Here is a 15,936-nt window from a genome sequence, read left to right as displayed (position 1 = left end):
CACCGTCCGGCGGGAATCATTTGTGCCGCAACATGATCAACGCGTTTGACGCCGGAAGATCGACGACGACCACAGGTATCCGACCACTGTGATGCCTACGCACCACGCGATCGCGATGATCCCGTTGTTGCCGATCTCGGTGCCCATCAGCAGGCCGCGGATCGTCTCGGTGAAGGACGTGAACGGCTGGTACTCGGCGAACTGGCGCAACCCGGCGGGCATCGTGTCGGTAGCGACCAGCCCGCTGCCGAGAAATGGCAGCATGACCAGCGGAAACGGCGTGTTGCTCGCGCTTTCCGGGTTCGGTGCGAGCAGACCGAGCGCCACCGATAGCCAGGTGAGCGCGAATGTCACCAACGCGAGCAGCCCGAACACGGCGAGCCATTCGAGTGGGTTCGCGTGCGGGCGGAACCCGATCAGCAGCGCCACCACGACCATCGCGGCGATACCGAGCAGCGCCTGGATCAGCGTGCCGACCACATGACCGGTCAGCACGGCCGACTGGGCGATATCCATGGTGCGGAACCTGTTGACTATGCCTTTGGTCGTGTCGGTCGCGACCGACACCGCGACCGAGACCGTCATGTACGCCGGAATCAACAGCAGCATGCCGGGCGCGAGATAGTCGATGTAGTTTCCGCCGGACGACTTCTGCAGCGCACCGCCGAAGACGAAGTTGAACACCAGCAGCAGGATGGTCGGCATCACGATGACACCGAAGGTCATGCTCGGATAGCGTTTGGCCCGAGTGAGGTTGCGCCGCAGCATGGTCGTCGAATCAGCGAGCGCGTAAGGCATAGTGCTCATCGCACGGTTTCCTTTTCCGTGGTGGAGTGGCCGGTGAGGGTGAGGAACACGTCGTCGAGGTTGGGGGTGTGCACCGAGAGTCCCTCGACCTCGATCCGCTCGTAGTCGAGCCGATCGAGCACCGCGCGCAGCGATTTCACGCCGCCATCGCTCGGCACCGCGAGAGTGAGGTTCTCCTGCTCGTCCCCGGGTGCCGGTGCGGCGGCCCCGAGCGCGTCGGCCGCTGCGAGCAGGGCAGATCGATCAGCGAAGGTAAGGCGGATGTGCCCGCCCGGCACCAGCCGCTTCAATTCCGCGGCGGTGCCCTCGGCGACGATGCTGCCCCGGTCGAGTACCGCGATGCGGTCGGCGAGCTGGTCGGCCTCCTCCAGATACTGTGTGGTGAGGAATACCGTGACGCGGTAATCGTCGACCAGCCCCCGAATGATGCTCCACATCGACCGTCTGCTGCGCGGGTCGAGACCGGTCGTTGGCTCGTCCAGGAAGATGATGCGCGGATCGCCGACCAGGGTCATGGCCAGATCCAGCCGCCTGGTCATCCCGCCGGAATACGTGGACGCGGTCTTGTCGGCCGCCTCGACCAGGTCGAAGCGCTCCAGCAGATCCGCGGCCAGCCTGCGGGTTTCGCGGCGTGGCAGATGGCGCAGATCGCCCATCAGCAGCAGATTCTCTCGGCCGGTGAGCAGTTCGTCGACCGCGGAGAACTGGCCGGTCACCCCGATCCGCGCACGCACCTGTTTACGCTCGGTGGCGAGATCGTGCCCACCGACCCGGATTTCACCCGCGTCGGCGTTGATGAGCGTGGTGAGGATCTGCACGGTGGTGGTCTTGCCCGCGCCGTTCGGGCCGAGCAGCGAAAAGACCGTGCCCTCGGCGACCGTGAGATCGATGCCGTCGAGCACTACCTGCTCGCCGAATGTTTTGCGCAGGCCCTGTGCCGAGACAGCGGGCCCGCGATGGCCGTTGACCATGACTTTCCTTTCCGGATTATATGCTGTTATGCGAATGTTGACATGTTTCAGCCACACCGCGCCCGGTGGCCGGTGCGGCGATTGCCGGTGGGCTGTTCGCTTGTCGTGCCGGATTCGCCGGCTAGATGTCCAGATCCTCGATCTTCGGCCCCTCGGCCAGGTCGGACACCCGTTGATAGAGCTTGTCGGGGATCTTTCCCTTCAGCTCATCGAGGGACTCCACCACGACGAAGATGAACTCGCCCCAATCCTGCTGACCGAGGCCGAGCAGACGACGCCAGCTCTTGGGGTCCCGCCAGTCCTTGAGCCACTTGGCGCCCGCGTCGGTCGGGTAGTCGGCCCAGTCCGAATACTGGGCGTGCATCACGTATTTGCCCTTGCGACTGCGGTACACGCGGACATGCTCGATCCGCGTATCGTTGACGTCGTGCCACTCCCCGAGCAGGGTGCCGGAGAAGCGAACCTGTCGCACGCCGTCGCGCCCGACCTCGAGCACGATTTCGTCGTAGCCCTCCAGTCGGCCCTCCTCGAGTTCGATGAACCGGCGCAGCGCCGTGACCACCGCCCCCGAGAGGTTGCCGCCGACCAGCTCCTGCGCGCGCTGGAAGAGCGGGAGGTCGTCATCGGCAACATAGATCGTCTTGTTCGGCATGAACCAACTATACGTAGATGTATACGTACACGCAACCAAGGTGCGTTTATTTCCTGATCCGCCCTTTGAACCATCCCGGGCTCCCGCCCGTATCACTCGTGTACGCAGCCGAATGTTCGTCAGCGGAAGGGAGTGCCGATGCGGGTCGTGGACTATCTCGTGCAAACGGTTTCGGCGCTGGGCGTGCGACACATCTTCGGTGTGGACGGCGCCAATATCGAGGACCTGTACGACGCGATCTTCGATGCACCGGACGACATCACCGGTGTGATCGCCAAACACGAGTTCTCCGCCGCCACGATGGCCGACGGCTACGCCCGCAACACCGGCGGATTCGGCGTAGTCGCGGCGACCTCCGGCGGCGGGGCGATGAATCTCGTTGCCGGACTTGCCGAATCGTTCGCAGCACGCGTTCCGGTACTCGCGCTGGTCGGGCAGCCACCGATGTCGCTGGAAGGCAACGGCGCCTTCCAGGACACCAGCGGACGCGCGGGCGCCATCGATGCGGTCCGGCTCTTCGGAGCGGTCAGCACCTATTGCGCGCGCGTGGAGACCGGCGCCGAACTCCCTGATCAGCTGGCCAGGGCGGTCGGCGCCGCGCGGCGCGGCGGGCCCGCGGTCCTGCTACTGCCCAAGGACGTGCAGCAGGCCGACTCGGGCGACGTCGCGCCGTTCCGCTTGTCCCCCAGAACGCACCGACCCGACCTGGCCGCGATCGCTCGCGTGCGCTCCGCGCTCACCGGCGCCCGGCGCACCGGGAAAATCGTGATCATCGCCGGTGACCAGGTCGCGCGCGACGACGCCCGCGACGAGTTGGCACGCTTGGCCACCGCACTGGACGCGGCCGTCGGCGTCGCGCCGGACGCGAAGGACATCTACGACAACGCCGACCCCTCGTTCTGCGGCGTCGCGGGCACCATGGGCCATCCCGAACTGGCCGCGGCCCTGCGCTCCGCGGCCCTGTGTCTGCTGGTCGGCACTCGGCTGCCGGTCACCACACGCACGGGCCTCGAGCCGCTGCTCGCCGAATGCGCGGTGGCGAGTGTCGGCGTCGCCCCGCCGTATCTCCCGGCGATCCACGCGACCAGCACCGATCTGTCGCGCACCTTGGCGGACCTCGCCGATGACCTGTCCGGCGGTGCGGCGGAATCCGGACGCGCCGGTGCGGCCCAACCGCCGACGCCGCTGCGCGTGCCCGACTCCTCCGGTCCCGGCCTGCGCTACCGAGAGGTGGTCGAGACGATCGCCGCCGCGCTGCCGGAAGGCACCGACGTGCTCGCGGACGCGGGCAACACCGGCGCGGCGGTCGTGCATCATCTCCGGGTCCCGCGCGGCGGGCGGTTCGTCGTCGCGCTCGGCATGGGCGGGATGGGCTACGCGTTCGGCGCCGGGATCGGGTCCGCGTTCGCGCGCGGGGCGACGGCGGATGGCGTGCGGCGCACCGTGGTCATCGGCGGGGACGGTGCGTTCTTCATGCACGGATTGGAACTGCACACCGCGATCGAGCACGCCCTGCCCGTCACTTTCATCGTGCTGAACAACAACGCGCACGCCATGTGTGTGACCAGGGAGCAGCTGTACTACCGGGATCGCTACAGCTTCAACAGGTTCCGTCCCGCGTACTTGGGCGCGGGTGTCGCGGCCATGTTTCCCGACCTGCCCGCGTTCTCGGCGCACACCCTCGGCGAACTCGGCCACGCCTTGCGGTACTGCCTCGACACCGAAGGGCCGTCGTTCCTTTCGATCGAATGCGACCCGGACGAGGTACCCCCGTTCCTTCCGTTCCTGACAACTATCGAGCAATCCAGAAATTCCTGATGAACCAGGCTCGCCCAGTCCGCACTGGGGCGCGCCGAGAGGAGTAGTACGCCGTGATCACCAGCTCCCTGCCTGCGCTCGACGACATACCCGAGGGCCTGCCGACTGTGCTGCGCATCGAGAACTCCGACAAGGACGCGACCACCCCGATCATCATGGACATGCTGCGATCGGTGTACCCGCACAACCAGATCTACGGCGAATACTGCCCGGTGCAGGCGTACGTCGCCGCACCGCCGCGCGAGGTGTACGAATACCTCGCCGACACCAGGTCGCTGGAGGAGTGGAGCTACAGCCTGCGCGGGTTCGTCGAGACCGAGGAACCCGGACTGTGGGTGGCCTACGACCAGCTCGGCTCCGAGACGAAGATCTTCACCCGCACCGTCGCGCACCCCGACGCGATGACCGTCGACTACCACTGCGCGTGGGACCAGGGACAGCACCTGTGGATGATCTACCTGCTGCGCGTCGTCGACGCGCAGGTGGTGTTCAACAAACCGGGTTCGGTTGTGCTGTGGGTGAATTGCAAGCACCCGTTCTACGACGACAACCCCTACCCCGACGCCGCGCCGCCGAAGCGGCCGGTGTGGGTCGGCGACTTCTGGGACATGTTCTCGGCCGGTCATCAGCTGGAGATGGACAACCTCAAGGCGATCTGCGAGTACCGGGCGGCGCACGGCCTGCCCATCAAGCCCGACTGGATGAAGTGAGACGCACGTGACCACCCCCCTGCACCACGCCACCCACGACACCACGGGGCTGCCGCCCGTCAGCCTCGTCGACGTGTCCAGCTACCTGCCCGGCGATCCGGTCGGCACCGAATACTTCACCCAATTCGCGCGCTCGGACCGGATGGCGAAGAACGTCATGTTCCGCGCGCCGAAGGGCCGCCACCACGTGGCGCGCGACGAAACCGCGGTGGACATGATCGAGCGGGCCGTGGCGCCGCTGATCGAGCGCCATGGCGACGACGCCATCGCCGACATCGACGTGCTGATCACCCATACCCAGCTGCCGGACAACCCGGTGCTCGGTTGCGGTCCCGAAGTGGCGCGGCGGCTCGGCATCCGTCCGTCGTTCGTCTATGACGTGCACAACGGCGGTTGCGCGGCCTTCGTACACATGATGGCGATGGCCCGCATGGTGTTGCAGACCACTACCGCCCGCACCGCGCTGATCGCCGCGACCCAGAACTGCGCGGGGCCGGTGTTCACCCAGACCGAGATCCGAAAACTGGCCCAAGCGCCGGTGCCCGGCGACGGCTGCGGGGTGGGGCTGCTCCGGAAGGACGACAGCGCGCCGATTCTCGACATCGAATGCCGCACCTATCCCGAATTCGCTGGGGACATGGAGTTTTCCACCAATGGCGAGCGCAAGTACTGGGAGCCGGGCGAGGGGCAGGGCTGCGTCAGCTTCAGCGAGTCGAAAGTCACCAAGGTTTTCGCCCGTGGCAATCGGCTGGTCCCCGAGGTAGCGCTCGCGGTGTGCGACCGGATCGGTGTGAAGGGCAGCGAGGTCGACGCCTTCGTCACCAACCAGCCCAACCGGCTGTTCCTGCGCAACTGGCACGACGCGCTGGAACTTCCGCCCGAGCGCCATCCGGACACCTTCGACTCCTGCGGCAATCTGTTCGCCGCCGGTATCCCGGTGACGTTGGACGCGGAGAACCGGGCCGGACGGCTGCCCAACGGATCGCTGGTGCTGATGTCGGCGTTCGCACACGCGGGCGATTTCGCGGGCGCGGCTGCTATCCGCTGGGGCGCCGCGCGATGAGCATGCGTTTGGCTGACGGCACCCGGCCCTCGCGGCAGCATCTGACGACACGGGTGCCGCCACGGTTCGACCTGAGCCTGAGCGAGAACCCGTTCCCGCCACTGCCTTCGGTGCAACGGGCCGTGCAGATGACGCTGGACCAGGCGCATCGCTATCCGGAGTTCCTGCCGCGGCGGCTGCCGATGCTGATCGCTCAGCATGTGGGTGTGCGGGCGGACCAGGTGGTGGTCGGTTCGGGCGCGACCGGCGTGGCGCTGCAAATTATGCAATCGCTGACCACGCCGGGAGCCGGCATCGTCTACAGCGCACCGACTTTCGACGGCTACCCGATCATGGCCGAGATGACCGGCCTGCAGGCCGTGCCGGTGCCACTGGACGCGGCGGGGAATCAGGACCTGCGGGCGATGCTGCGGGTCATCGACAAGGGGACCGCACTGGTCGTGGTGTGCCGCCCGCACAATCCGACCGGGACGGTGCCCGCGGCAGGCGAACTGAAGGCATTCCTGTCCGCCGTGCCCACCCGGGTGCCGGTGATCCTGGACGAGGCATATGTCGAATTCCTCGGCGCCGCCGAATTCGCCGACCCGCTGGCGCTGATCGCGAAATATCCTAATCTCCTTGTGCTGCGGACTTTTTCGAAGGCCTACGGCCTGGCCGGGCTGCGCATCGGGTACGCCTTCGGCCGGACCGAGCTGATCGCGCGAGTGCGCAGGCTGCAACTGCCGTTCGGGGTGAGCGCGGCGGCGGTGGCCGCGGTCGCCGCGTCCTACGCCGCCGAACCCGAACTCGCCGCCCGCATCCTGCGCATCACCGAAGAGCGCGACGCTCTGCGCGCCGCGTTGGTGGCCCGCGGCATCGCGGTACCGGAAAGCCACGCCAACTTCCTGTACCTTCCCGGCCCCGGCATCGTCACCGCACTGCGCCGCGCGGGCATCGCCGCGAAGTCGTATCCCAACGGGAGTGCGCGCGTCGCGGTCGGCGATACAGCCGCCGGGCGCGCGATTTTGACAGCCCTCACCCCACACCGGCACCGATCCGCGCAGGACACCTGAGTTCTGCACGTCACCCTTTCGCAAGGCGCGCAAAGCGTGTACAGCCCACAGCGCGGACCCGCCCCACACATGTGGATTGGCGGGTCCAGCTGTATCCGGATCATCGATGTCAAGGATCGAGGTCGGCACCACGTGATCTGTACCTGCGGCGAGGGCGGATCGGATCGACAGGTCGATCGGGAAGGTGTGCAGCTTCTTGGGCCCGTAGTACACCTCTGCGCTCAACGGCGCCGAATCCAATAATTGCAGTGTTGCGCACGATAATTTCATTCTGTTGGCAACTATCGCGTGCCGCAGTGAACTATTCGGGCGCCCGATCCCGCAATTGCCGTACGTCATTGGTACTCAGGCCATCAGTTACCCAGGCCACAAAATGTCGTCCCCTACCTCTCCGCTGACCGCCGTTCCGACCCGGCAGCGCGAATCGCGCCGCCGATTCCCAGAGCTCACGATCAGACCTGCCTAGGTTGCGTCCGGAGCTGGCGGGCACGATCGGCGGGCGGCTGCTCGAGATCGCGCGCCACGATCCGAGCTATGCGGGTGAGGCCGCACAGCAGATCGGGCAGGCGATCGAACTGCGCAACCCGAACCGGCGACGATCGGCGGCCTTGGATCAGCTGAACATGACCGAGGCCCGCCTGATCGAGGGCGAACTCGAGGAGGCGTGCCGAATTGGGCATGCCGCGCTGGCGGTCGCCGGGCAGACCGCATCGGATCGGGTCGCGCAGAAGCTCACCCGGGTGTACAACCGCACCGGAGATTTCGTCGGGGAGCGTGCGGTGGTCGATCTGCGAGAGCGGATGCGGCCGCTGGTCGCCGCAACAGCGTAGGGAGCAAACGACATGGTGCGGATCGGCGTGACCGGGCACATGAACATCACCGAGGACACCGAGCCGCTGGTGTATGCCGCGATCCGGGAGCTGCTCGGCACGGACACGAACGGCGACGTCGTTGGGGTGAGCTGCATCGCTCGCGGCGCCGATTCGGTGTTCGCCCGAGCTGTCCTCGATGTCGGCGGACAGCTCGAGGTCGTGTTGCCGTCGCGGAACTACCGAGAAACAAAGGTGCAGCCCGACCACGCCGAACTATTCGACGACCTCATGCAGCGTGCGCTGCTGGTGCGGGTGATGGACTTCGAGGAAGCGGGCCGCGAGGCGTATGAAGCGGCGAACGCCGCGCTGGTCGGCTCAGTAGATCGGCTGGTCGCGGTGTGGGATGCGGAGGAAGGACAGCAGGGCGGGACCGGTTCCGTGGTGGCACTGGCCCGTGCGGCACGCTTGCCGGTGGATGTGGTGTGGCCCGCCGGCGCCGCGCGAGGCCGATAGGGTCAGCCCGCGGGCTGGCAGGCGTCGCGCAGGGAGCACGCGCCGCAGGAGCTGCCGCAGCCGCCGACGGGGGCGGGTGGGGCGATGGCCTCGGCTGCCTGGGCGGCGGCGGTAGCACCCGCGCCGAGGGTGAACAGCGCGACGACGGCGGCGCAGGCCGCGACGACGAGCGCGACGATCCCGCTGGCAGCCAGCGCGACGAGACCACCGGCGAACAGCAGGGCCCCGGCCGCGACCGAGGTGGGGGCGGCGACCCGGTTGGCGACGCGGAACGCCTCTTCGTTCGACAGCGCGGCCTCGGTGTGTACCCCGAAGAAACGATTGCGGGGCAACCGGCCGGTCAGCCCGAGTGCGCCGGTGGCGACGGCCACGAGCGCCAGCGCGAACAGGACCACAGCGACGAGGAACACCCATGCAGGCTAGCGCATCGGTGCCGGTCGGCCGCCGACGGGCCGTGCACCGGCGAACGCGCGGCGGAAGTCCAGGCCAGCCCGATTTCCGGTCCCGTCGACCGGACGTTCTACCCTGATAGACGAAGTTCGACGGGGATCGGCGACCACAAGAAGGCAGGACCGTGCAGGACACACGTGCAACCGAGAGCGATGTACCACAGCACCGGTACAACGCGGAGCTTGCCGGGCGCATCGAGCGCCGGTGGCAGCAGGCGTGGAACGAGCGCGGAACCTTCCATGCGCCGAATCCGGTCGGACCGCTGGCGGGTCCCACCCCGGCCGACAAACTGTTCATCCAGGACATGTTCCCGTACCCGTCGGGCGCGGGTCTGCATGTCGGGCATCCGCTCGGGTACATCGCCACGGACGTCTTCGCGCGCTATCACCGGATGCACGGCCGAAATGTGCTGCACGCCCTGGGCTACGACGCGTTCGGTCTGCCCGCCGAGCAGTACGCGGTGCAGACCGGCGCCCATCCCCGGGTGACCACCGAATCGAACATCGCCACCATGCAGCGCCAGCTCGACCGGCTGGGCCTCGGCCACGATCGGCGCCGCAGCTTCGCGACCACCGATCCCGAGTACTACCGCTGGACGCAGTGGATCTTCCTGCGGATCTACAACGCGTGGTACGACGTGGAGCACGACCGCGCCCGGCCGATCACCGAGCTGGAGGCCGAATTCGCTTCCGGCGCGCGGGCCGTCCCGGACGGCCGGTCATGGAACACGCTGTCGGCCGCCGATCGCGGTGCGTTGCTGGACTCGTATCGGCTGGTGTACCAGACCGATTCGGTGGTGAACTGGTGTCCCGGTCTCGGCACCGTGCTGGCCAACGAGGAAGTCACCGCCGACGGCCGCAGCGAACGCGGCAACTTCCCGGTGTTCCGTAAGCGGTTGCGGCAGTGGATGATGCGCATCACCGCTTATTCCGATCGACTGGTCGACGACCTGGACCGGTTGGAATGGCCCGAGAACGTGAAGACCATGCAGCGCAACTGGATCGGCCGATCCCGCGGCGCGCAGGTGAAGTTCGACGCCGACGGCGAACACATCGAGGTCTTCACTACGCGGCCGGACACCCTCTTCGGCGCCACGTATGTCGTGCTCGCGCCGGAACACGAACTGGTCGACAAGCTCACCGCGGCCGCATGGCCGCAGCCCACCGATCCCCGCTGGACCAACGAGGGCGCCGCCACGCCGGCCGACGCGGTCGCGGCCTACCGCAAGTCGATCGCCGCGAAGTCGGATCTGGAGCGCCAGGAGAACAAAGACAAGACCGGCGTCTTCCTGGGCAACTACGCGATCAACCCGGCCACCGGCAAAGCCGTACCGATCTTCATCGCCGACTATGTGCTGAGCAGCTACGGCACCGGCGCGATCATGGCGGTCCCCGGACACGACCACCGCGACTGGGAATTCGCCACCGTGCTGGGGCTGCCGATCGTCGAGGTCATCAGCGGCGGCGACCTGACCGCGGGCGCCCACGCGGGCGAGGGTGTGCTGGTGAACTCCGGCTACCTCGACGGCATGTCCGTCGAGCAGGCCAAAGCGGCGATGATCGCCCGGCTGGAGGCCGACGGCCACGGCGCGGGCACCGTCCAGTACAAGTTGCGCGACTGGCTGTTCGCCCGCCAACGCTACTGGGGCGAGCCGTTCCCGATCGTCTACGACGAGCAGGGCGCGCCGCATGCGCTGCCGGAATCCATGCTGCCGGTACGGCTGCCCGAGCTGGCCGATTTCGCGCCGGTGACCTTCGATCCGGATGACGCGGACTCCGAGCCGTCCCCGCCGCTGGCCAAGGCGAGCGACTGGGTGGAGGTCGAACTGGACCTCGGCGACGGGCCGAAGCGGTACCGCCGCGACACCAACGTCATGCCGCAGTGGGCGGGCAGCTCCTGGTACGAGCTGCGCTACGCCGACCCGACGAACGCGGAAACGTTCTGCGCCGAGGAGAACGAGCGGTACTGGCTCGGCCCGCGCCCCGCGGAGCACGGCGAGAACGACCCGGGCGGCGTCGATCTGTACGTCGGCGGCGTCGAGCACGCGGTGCTGCATCTGCTGTATGCCCGGTTCTGGCAGAAGGTGCTGTACGACCTGGGTCACGTGTCCGCGAGCGAACCGTACCGCCGGCTGTTCAACCAGGGCTACATCCAGGCGCACGCCTACACCGACGCGCGTGGCACCTACATACCCGCCGCCGAGGTCGTCGAGCGCGACGGCAGCTTCTTCTGGACCGACGCCACCGGAACCGAGATCGAGGTGTTCCAGGAGTACGGCAAGATCGGGAAGTCGTTGAAGAACGCCATCTCCCCCGACGAGATGTGCGACCTGTACGGCGCGGACACCTTCCGCTTCTACGAGATGGCGATGGGCCCGCTGGACACCTCGCGGCCCTGGGCGACCAAGGACGTCGTCGGCGCACACCGGTTCCTGCAGCGCGCGTGGCGCTTGGTGGTGGACGAGGAGACCGGCGCGCTGCGGGTCACCGACGCCGCGCCCGCCGAGCAGACACTGCGCCTGCTGCACAAGGCGATCGCGGGCGTGGACGAGGATTTCGCCGCACTGCGGGACAACACGGCGGGCGCCAAGCTGATCGAGCTCACCAACCACCTGACCAAGACCTACCCGGACGGCGCGCCGCGTTCGGTGGTGGAGCCGCTGGTCCTGATGCTGGCCCCGCTGGCCCCGCACATCGCCGAGGAGCTGTGGGATCGGCTGGGCCACACCACATCCCTGGCGCACGGCCCCTTCCCGGTCGCCGATCCCGCGCTGCTGGTGGATGAGTCGGTGGAGTACCCGATTCAGGTGAACGGCAAGGTGCGCAGCAGGATTCAGGTGGCCGCGGACGCCGACACCGCGACGATCGAGGCTGCCGCGCTGGCCGATGAGAAGATCGCCGCACTGCTCAATGGAGCGCCGCCGCGCAAGCTGATCGTGGTGCCGGGCCGTTTGGTGAACATCGTCGCCTGAGCGGCCGGTTGATCAGCACAGCCTGAGCGGCCAGTTGATCAGCGTGGCGGGAGCAGGACATCGTCGAGCGTGACCATGGACAGGTTGCGCTCCTTGATGATGTCCACCAACTGCCCGTAGCAGTGCGTGACCGCGGGCGCGTTGGCGTGCCCGATGACGATCGTCTGGGCGTGGAAGTATTGCCTCGCGCATTCGATCAGGTACTCCTCGGTGATCACACCGGAGTCGGACAGTGAGCCGTACCACATGGTCGGCACGGTGTAGCCGAGATCGGCGGCGACCCGGTCCACCGTCGCGTTGTGCCGGCCGAACGGCGGGCGGAAGTAAGGGGTGCCGTCCACGCCGAAGTTGTCACGCAGATAGGTCTTCGCCCGTTGTAGCTGAGCGGCGGCCGCCGACGCGGATATATTCGTCAGATCGGCGTGGTCCCAGGTGTGGTTGCCGAGTTGGACCTGCCCGGATTCGACCAAGGGGCGCAACGCATTACGGTGGATGGCCCAGGAGTCGTAGTAAGCGGTCACGAAGAAGGTGAACCGCGCGCCGGTGTCTTTGGCGAATTGAATGTAGGCGCCGACGACCTCCGGACTTGCCCCGTCGTCCACGGTGAGCGCCATGGTGTTACCAGGTCCGGGAAGTGCGGTGATCGTGGCCGCCGGGATCGGGGTCTTCGGACCACCGGGCGGTGGCGGTAGCAATGGCGGTGCGGGCTGCGGCAGCAGCGACGGCGCTGCGCCCGCGGACCCGCTGCCGATTGGTTCACCCTCAGCCACCGCGCATCCGGTCAGGGCGACCGCCGTACCCGCAGCTAGCAACGTCAGCATTCGACGTCTGTCCACAACCCGATCCTCTTGCTCGCGCACACCTCCCCGCACCACACCCGAGGACGCGGCTGGACGGTAACGAGCAAACTTGACGGGAAGCTGAACCGAGGTGATCGCTACGGCGAATCACAAGCAACGGCGGCGGCGGTTGAGCAGACGGCGCGGCAACGTTATCGGACCGCTGCGCCCGGCGAACTCGCCGTTGCCACGGCATACGCTGCCCGCACACCCGCGGCGGCGCCGACAGTATCGATCAGTACGGCCGCAGCACGATTTCGGTGGGGTGGCCGTCGCGCGGGGTATCGAGGGCGGCGCGGACCGTGTACGCCACGGTCTGCGGGCTGAGGAATTCCTCAGCCCGGTACTCGCGCCCCTCACCCGCAACGATCTCGCGCTGCATGTCGGTGTCGATCCGACCCGGATGGATCGAGGTCACCCGCAGGCCGGGCTCCTCCAGGCGCAGTGCGTCACCGAACGCGCGCAACCCGAATTTGCTCGCGGCGTAGGAAGCCCAGCCGGCGCTCGCCCGCAGGCCCGCCCCCGAGTTGATCAGCACGACGTGGCCATTACCCGCCCGCAGCGCGGGAAGCAGCAACCGAGTCAACTCGGCGACCGCGATGACGTTCGCTTCCAAGGTATTTCGCCACTGATCGACGGTGGAGTCGGCGATCGTGCCGAGATCGGCGATGCCGGCGTTGTGCACCAGCACATTCAGCTGCCGGATCGGCTCGACCGCCGCGGCGAGCGCGTGGTAGTCGGTCAACTCGACCGGCCACCCGCGCGCGTCGGGCAACTCCGCCAGAATGCCGCCCAGGGACTGCGCCGACCGGGCGCCGAGCAGCAGGTCGTGCGTCGAAGCGAGCTCGCGCGCGATGGCGGCGCCGAGCCCGCGGCCGGCACCGGTGATCAACGCGGTCGGTCTCGAGGTCGCGGCGGAAGTCATAGGCCCCACCGTAACCGGCAGTGGAAGTAAGGCATAAAACCCGACATGACAAGCCGGGCACACCGGCGGGCGTATCCGCGGGTCACATCGCAGAATAAGAGGATGGCACACCCGGGCTTCACCCCAACCCAGCTCGCGGCCCGCGCCGCCTATCTGCTGCGCGGGAACGACCTGGGCACGATGACCAGCGCGGCACCGCGACTATACCCACACATGTGGAGCTGGGACGCGGCGTTCGTCGCGGTGGGGCTGGCTCCGCTCAGCGTGGAACGGGCGGTGATCGAGTTGGACACGCTGCTGTCGGCGCAATGGAAGAACGGCATGATCCCGCACATCGTCTTCGCCAACGGCGTCGACGGCTACTTTCCCGGTCCGGCCCGCTGGGAGTGCCGCAAGCTGGCCGCCAACGCACCGGACGGCCCGGACACCTCGGGGATCACTCAGCCGCCGGTCCACGCCATCGCGGTGCAGCGGATTCTGGATCATTCCCGCAGGCACGGGCGCAGCACCAGGTCGGTGGCCGAGCAGTTCCTGCACCGGCGCTGGCCGGACCTGGTGCGCTGGCACCGCTGGTTGGCGCATGCCCGCGATCCGAAGGAGACCGGCCGGATCACGCTGTATCACGGCTGGGAGTCCGGGATGGACAACTCGCCGCGCTGGGACCGCGCCTACGAGCACGTGATCCCCGGCGACCTCCCGCCTTACCGCCGCGAAGACGTGCTGGTGGTCGCCGATCCGAGCCAGCGCCCGAGCGACCGCGAGTACGACCGCTACCTGTGGCTGGTGGAGCAGATGCGCCGCGCCGGCTACGACGACTACCAACTCGCCTCGACCATGAGCTTCGCCGTCGAGGACGTGTTCGTCACCGGGATCTTCGCGCTGGCCTGCGAGGTCTTGGCGAATATCGGCGAGGAGTACAAGCAGCCCAATGCCGATGTGCGAGAGCTGTATCTGTGGGCGGAACGTTTCCGCGGGGGCGTCATCGCGACCACCGACGCCCGCACCGGCACCGCCCGCGACTTCGACGTGCGGTTGGGGCGCTGGATCGACACCGAGACGCTGTCGATGTTCGCGCCACTGCTGTGCGGCGGGTTACCCCGTGACACCGAGCGCGGCCTGCTGCGCCTGTTCGAGGGACCGCGCTTCTGCGGGCACCCGGATCTGCGCTACGCGCTGCCGCCGTCGACCTCGCCGGTCTCCAAGGATTTCCGTTCCCGCGAATATTGGCGCGGCCCGGTGTGGCCGGTGATGAGCTGGCTGTTCTCCTGGGTCTTCGCCAGGCGAGGCTGGGCCGAGCGCGCGTTCATGCTGCGCGCCGAGGGGCTGCGCCAGGCCAGCGACGGAGCCTTCGCCGAGTACTACGAGCCGTTCACCGGCGAAGCGCTCGGCAGCATGCAGCAATCCTGGACGGCGGCGTCCGTGCTGGATTGGCTCGGATAGATCAGCTCGGACAGATCAGCTCGATAGTTATTTTCTAGCGACTTTCCCATACGTAACACTAGCCACAGCAGTAACGGATGGCTATCGTCAACCGGCATGAAAAGCCCTTTGTTGAGTTCAGCTGTCCGCTGCCTCGGCACTGCGCTATCGCTTGCCATAGCAATCGGCATCCATGCAGCTACCGCCCCCGCCGCAGTCGCGGCGCCGACCGGCCCGGACGTCTCGTCGTGGCAGCACCCCGATGGACGCATGATCGACTGGTTCGCCGTCAAGCAGGCGGGCCACGACTTCGCCATGGTGAAGGCCACCGAAGGGCTCAGCTACATCAACCCGTATTTCCTGCCCGACAGCGTGCTGATGCGGGCCGCCGGCATGGCCCGCGGGACCTACCACTACGCCCGGCCCGCCCTGCCACCCGAACCGCAGGCCGCGATGTACGCGGCGGTGGCGCTCGGCCAGAACGGCCCACTCGACCTGCCACCGGTGCTCGATCTGGAGGACTCCGGCGGCCTCCAGCCGGCGGCGCTGATCGACTGGACCCGCCGCTACTTGGCCACGGTGCAAGCCCTCACCCGCCGAGTCCCGATCGTCTACACCTATCCGAACTTCTGGCGCACCGCGATGGCGAACACCGCCGAGTTCGCCGGATATCCGCTGTGGATCGCCGACTACCGCGGCAACCCCCAGCCCGAAGTCCCCGGCGGGTGGTCGAACTGGACGTTTTGGCAGACCACCGACCGAGGCGCCATCCCCGGCATCGCAGGCCGTGTCGATTTCAACGTCTACAGCGGAGCGCAAGGCGATTTCGCCCGCTTCGCGAATATGCGCGGCCTGACCGGAAGCGGATAACGACGCCTCAGGGTGGATGCGCAGGGTGGGGCCGCTACCCGCCCAGTCGGGTAGCGGCCCCACC

Annotated in this window: 15 protein-coding genes; 9 read left to right on the top strand and 6 right to left on the bottom strand. The window is 67.6% G+C overall.

The window, feature by feature from the left end; genetic code table 11:
• Positions 1–36: 36 nt before the first annotated feature.
• From ACT86A_RS08860 to ACT86A_RS08850, 3 genes are all read right to left on the bottom strand, one after another.
• Positions 37–807, bottom strand: a complete 771-nt coding sequence (locus tag ACT86A_RS08860; RefSeq protein ID WP_445091519.1) for an ABC transporter permease — start codon at positions 805–807, stop codon at positions 37–39.
• Positions 804–1,778 carry an ATP-binding cassette domain-containing protein gene (locus ACT86A_RS08855; RefSeq protein WP_445091518.1) on the bottom strand — a complete coding sequence of 325 codons (975 nt, stop codon included), beginning with the start codon at positions 1,776–1,778 and terminating at the stop codon, positions 804–806. Before ACT86A_RS08855 ends, ACT86A_RS08860 begins: the two co-directional genes overlap by 4 nt.
• A gap of 121 nt (positions 1,779–1,899) precedes the next feature.
• Positions 1,900–2,430 (bottom strand): EXLDI protein, encoded by a 531-nt coding sequence (locus ACT86A_RS08850; RefSeq protein WP_445091517.1) that lies wholly within the window; start codon positions 2,428–2,430, stop codon positions 1,900–1,902.
• Positions 2,431–2,568: 138 nt separating this feature from the next.
• On the opposite strand from ACT86A_RS08850, the gene ACT86A_RS08845 reads away from it, so the two are divergent.
• The 6 genes from ACT86A_RS08845 (at position 2,569) to ACT86A_RS08820 (ending at position 8,398) form a co-directional block, all read left to right on the top strand.
• A complete protein-coding gene (locus ACT86A_RS08845) occupies positions 2,569–4,248 on the top strand; it encodes a thiamine pyrophosphate-binding protein (RefSeq protein WP_445091516.1) in 1,680 nt (559 codons plus the stop codon).
• A 53-nt stretch (positions 4,249–4,301) separates the two neighbouring features.
• Positions 4,302–4,958 carry an SRPBCC family protein gene (locus ACT86A_RS08840; RefSeq protein WP_445091515.1) on the top strand — a complete coding sequence of 219 codons (657 nt, stop codon included), beginning with the start codon at positions 4,302–4,304 and terminating at the stop codon, positions 4,956–4,958.
• Between the two features lie 49 nt (positions 4,959–5,007).
• Positions 5,008–6,021, top strand: a complete 1,014-nt coding sequence (locus ACT86A_RS08835; RefSeq protein ID WP_445091633.1) for a 3-oxoacyl-ACP synthase III family protein — start codon at positions 5,008–5,010, stop codon at positions 6,019–6,021.
• Between the two features lie 2 nt (positions 6,022–6,023).
• Entirely contained in the window at positions 6,024–7,073 is a 1,050-nt protein-coding gene (locus tag ACT86A_RS08830; protein WP_445091632.1) for an aminotransferase class I/II-fold pyridoxal phosphate-dependent enzyme, read from the top strand.
• Between the two features lie 467 nt (positions 7,074–7,540).
• Positions 7,541–7,903, top strand: coding sequence for a hypothetical protein (locus tag ACT86A_RS08825; RefSeq protein WP_445091514.1), 363 nt, complete (start codon positions 7,541–7,543; stop codon positions 7,901–7,903).
• Between the two features lie 12 nt (positions 7,904–7,915).
• Entirely contained in the window at positions 7,916–8,398 is a 483-nt protein-coding gene (locus tag ACT86A_RS08820; RefSeq protein WP_445091513.1) for a hypothetical protein, read from the top strand.
• A 2-nt stretch (positions 8,399–8,400) separates the two neighbouring features.
• Here ACT86A_RS08820 and ACT86A_RS08815 read toward each other — a convergent pair whose 3' ends face one another.
• Complete coding sequence (locus ACT86A_RS08815; RefSeq protein WP_445091512.1) at positions 8,401–8,808, bottom strand: SdpI family protein; 408 nt, start codon at positions 8,806–8,808, stop codon at positions 8,401–8,403.
• A 164-nt stretch (positions 8,809–8,972) separates the two neighbouring features.
• On the opposite strand from ACT86A_RS08815, the gene leuS reads away from it, so the two are divergent.
• The gene (gene leuS / locus ACT86A_RS08810) at positions 8,973–11,819 is read left to right on the top strand and encodes a leucine--tRNA ligase (RefSeq protein ID WP_445091511.1); all 2,847 of its coding nucleotides are present in this window, start codon (positions 8,973–8,975) and stop codon (positions 11,817–11,819) included.
• Between the two features lie 38 nt (positions 11,820–11,857).
• Here the strand turns inward: leuS and ACT86A_RS08805 are convergent, their stop codons facing one another.
• Both ACT86A_RS08805 and ACT86A_RS08800 read right to left on the bottom strand, forming a co-directional pair.
• Positions 11,858–12,640, bottom strand: a complete 783-nt coding sequence (locus tag ACT86A_RS08805) for a polysaccharide deacetylase family protein (protein ID WP_445091631.1) — start codon at positions 12,638–12,640, stop codon at positions 11,858–11,860.
• Between the two features lie 253 nt (positions 12,641–12,893).
• The gene (locus ACT86A_RS08800; protein WP_445091510.1) at positions 12,894–13,583 is read right to left on the bottom strand and encodes an SDR family oxidoreductase; all 690 of its coding nucleotides are present in this window, start codon (positions 13,581–13,583) and stop codon (positions 12,894–12,896) included.
• 102 nt (positions 13,584–13,685) lie between these two features.
• Between ACT86A_RS08800 and ggh the strand changes: the two genes are divergently transcribed.
• Together ggh and ACT86A_RS08790 are read left to right on the top strand one after the other, a co-directional pair.
• On the top strand, positions 13,686–15,023 hold the full coding sequence (gene ggh / locus ACT86A_RS08795) for a glucosylglycerate hydrolase (RefSeq protein ID WP_445091509.1): 1,338 nt from the start codon (positions 13,686–13,688) through the stop codon (positions 15,021–15,023).
• 96 nt (positions 15,024–15,119) lie between these two features.
• A complete protein-coding gene (locus ACT86A_RS08790) occupies positions 15,120–15,872 on the top strand; it encodes a glycoside hydrolase family 25 protein (protein WP_445091508.1) in 753 nt (250 codons plus the stop codon).
• Positions 15,873–15,936 lie beyond the last annotated feature (64 nt).

The organism is Nocardia glycosmidis (genome assembly GCF_052545115.1).
Note: the sequence above shows the minus strand (reverse complement) of the source record. Positions and strands in the feature narration are given on the sequence as shown.

Excerpts from the sequence above, each read along its gene's own strand:
- ACT86A_RS08860 (WP_445091519.1), bottom strand. The coding sequence starts at position 807 with ATGAGCACTATGCCTTACGCGCTCGCTGATTCGACGACCATGCTGCGG.
- ACT86A_RS08855 (WP_445091518.1), bottom strand. The coding sequence starts at position 1,778 with ATGGTCAACGGCCATCGCGGGCCCGCTGTCTCGGCACAGGGCCTGCGC.
- ACT86A_RS08850 (WP_445091517.1), bottom strand. The coding sequence starts at position 2,430 with ATGCCGAACAAGACGATCTATGTTGCCGATGACGACCTCCCGCTCTTC.
- ACT86A_RS08845 (WP_445091516.1), top strand. The coding sequence starts at position 2,569 with ATGCGGGTCGTGGACTATCTCGTGCAAACGGTTTCGGCGCTGGGCGTG.
- ACT86A_RS08830 (WP_445091632.1), top strand. The coding sequence starts at position 6,024 with ATGCGTTTGGCTGACGGCACCCGGCCCTCGCGGCAGCATCTGACGACA.
- ACT86A_RS08820 (WP_445091513.1), top strand. The coding sequence starts at position 7,916 with ATGGTGCGGATCGGCGTGACCGGGCACATGAACATCACCGAGGACACC.
- ACT86A_RS08805 (WP_445091631.1), bottom strand. The coding sequence starts at position 12,640 with ATGCTGACGTTGCTAGCTGCGGGTACGGCGGTCGCCCTGACCGGATGC.
- ACT86A_RS08800 (WP_445091510.1), bottom strand. The coding sequence starts at position 13,583 with ATGACTTCCGCCGCGACCTCGAGACCGACCGCGTTGATCACCGGTGCC.
- ggh (WP_445091509.1), top strand. The coding sequence starts at position 13,686 with ATGGCACACCCGGGCTTCACCCCAACCCAGCTCGCGGCCCGCGCCGCC.
- ACT86A_RS08790 (WP_445091508.1), top strand. The coding sequence starts at position 15,120 with ATGAAAAGCCCTTTGTTGAGTTCAGCTGTCCGCTGCCTCGGCACTGCG.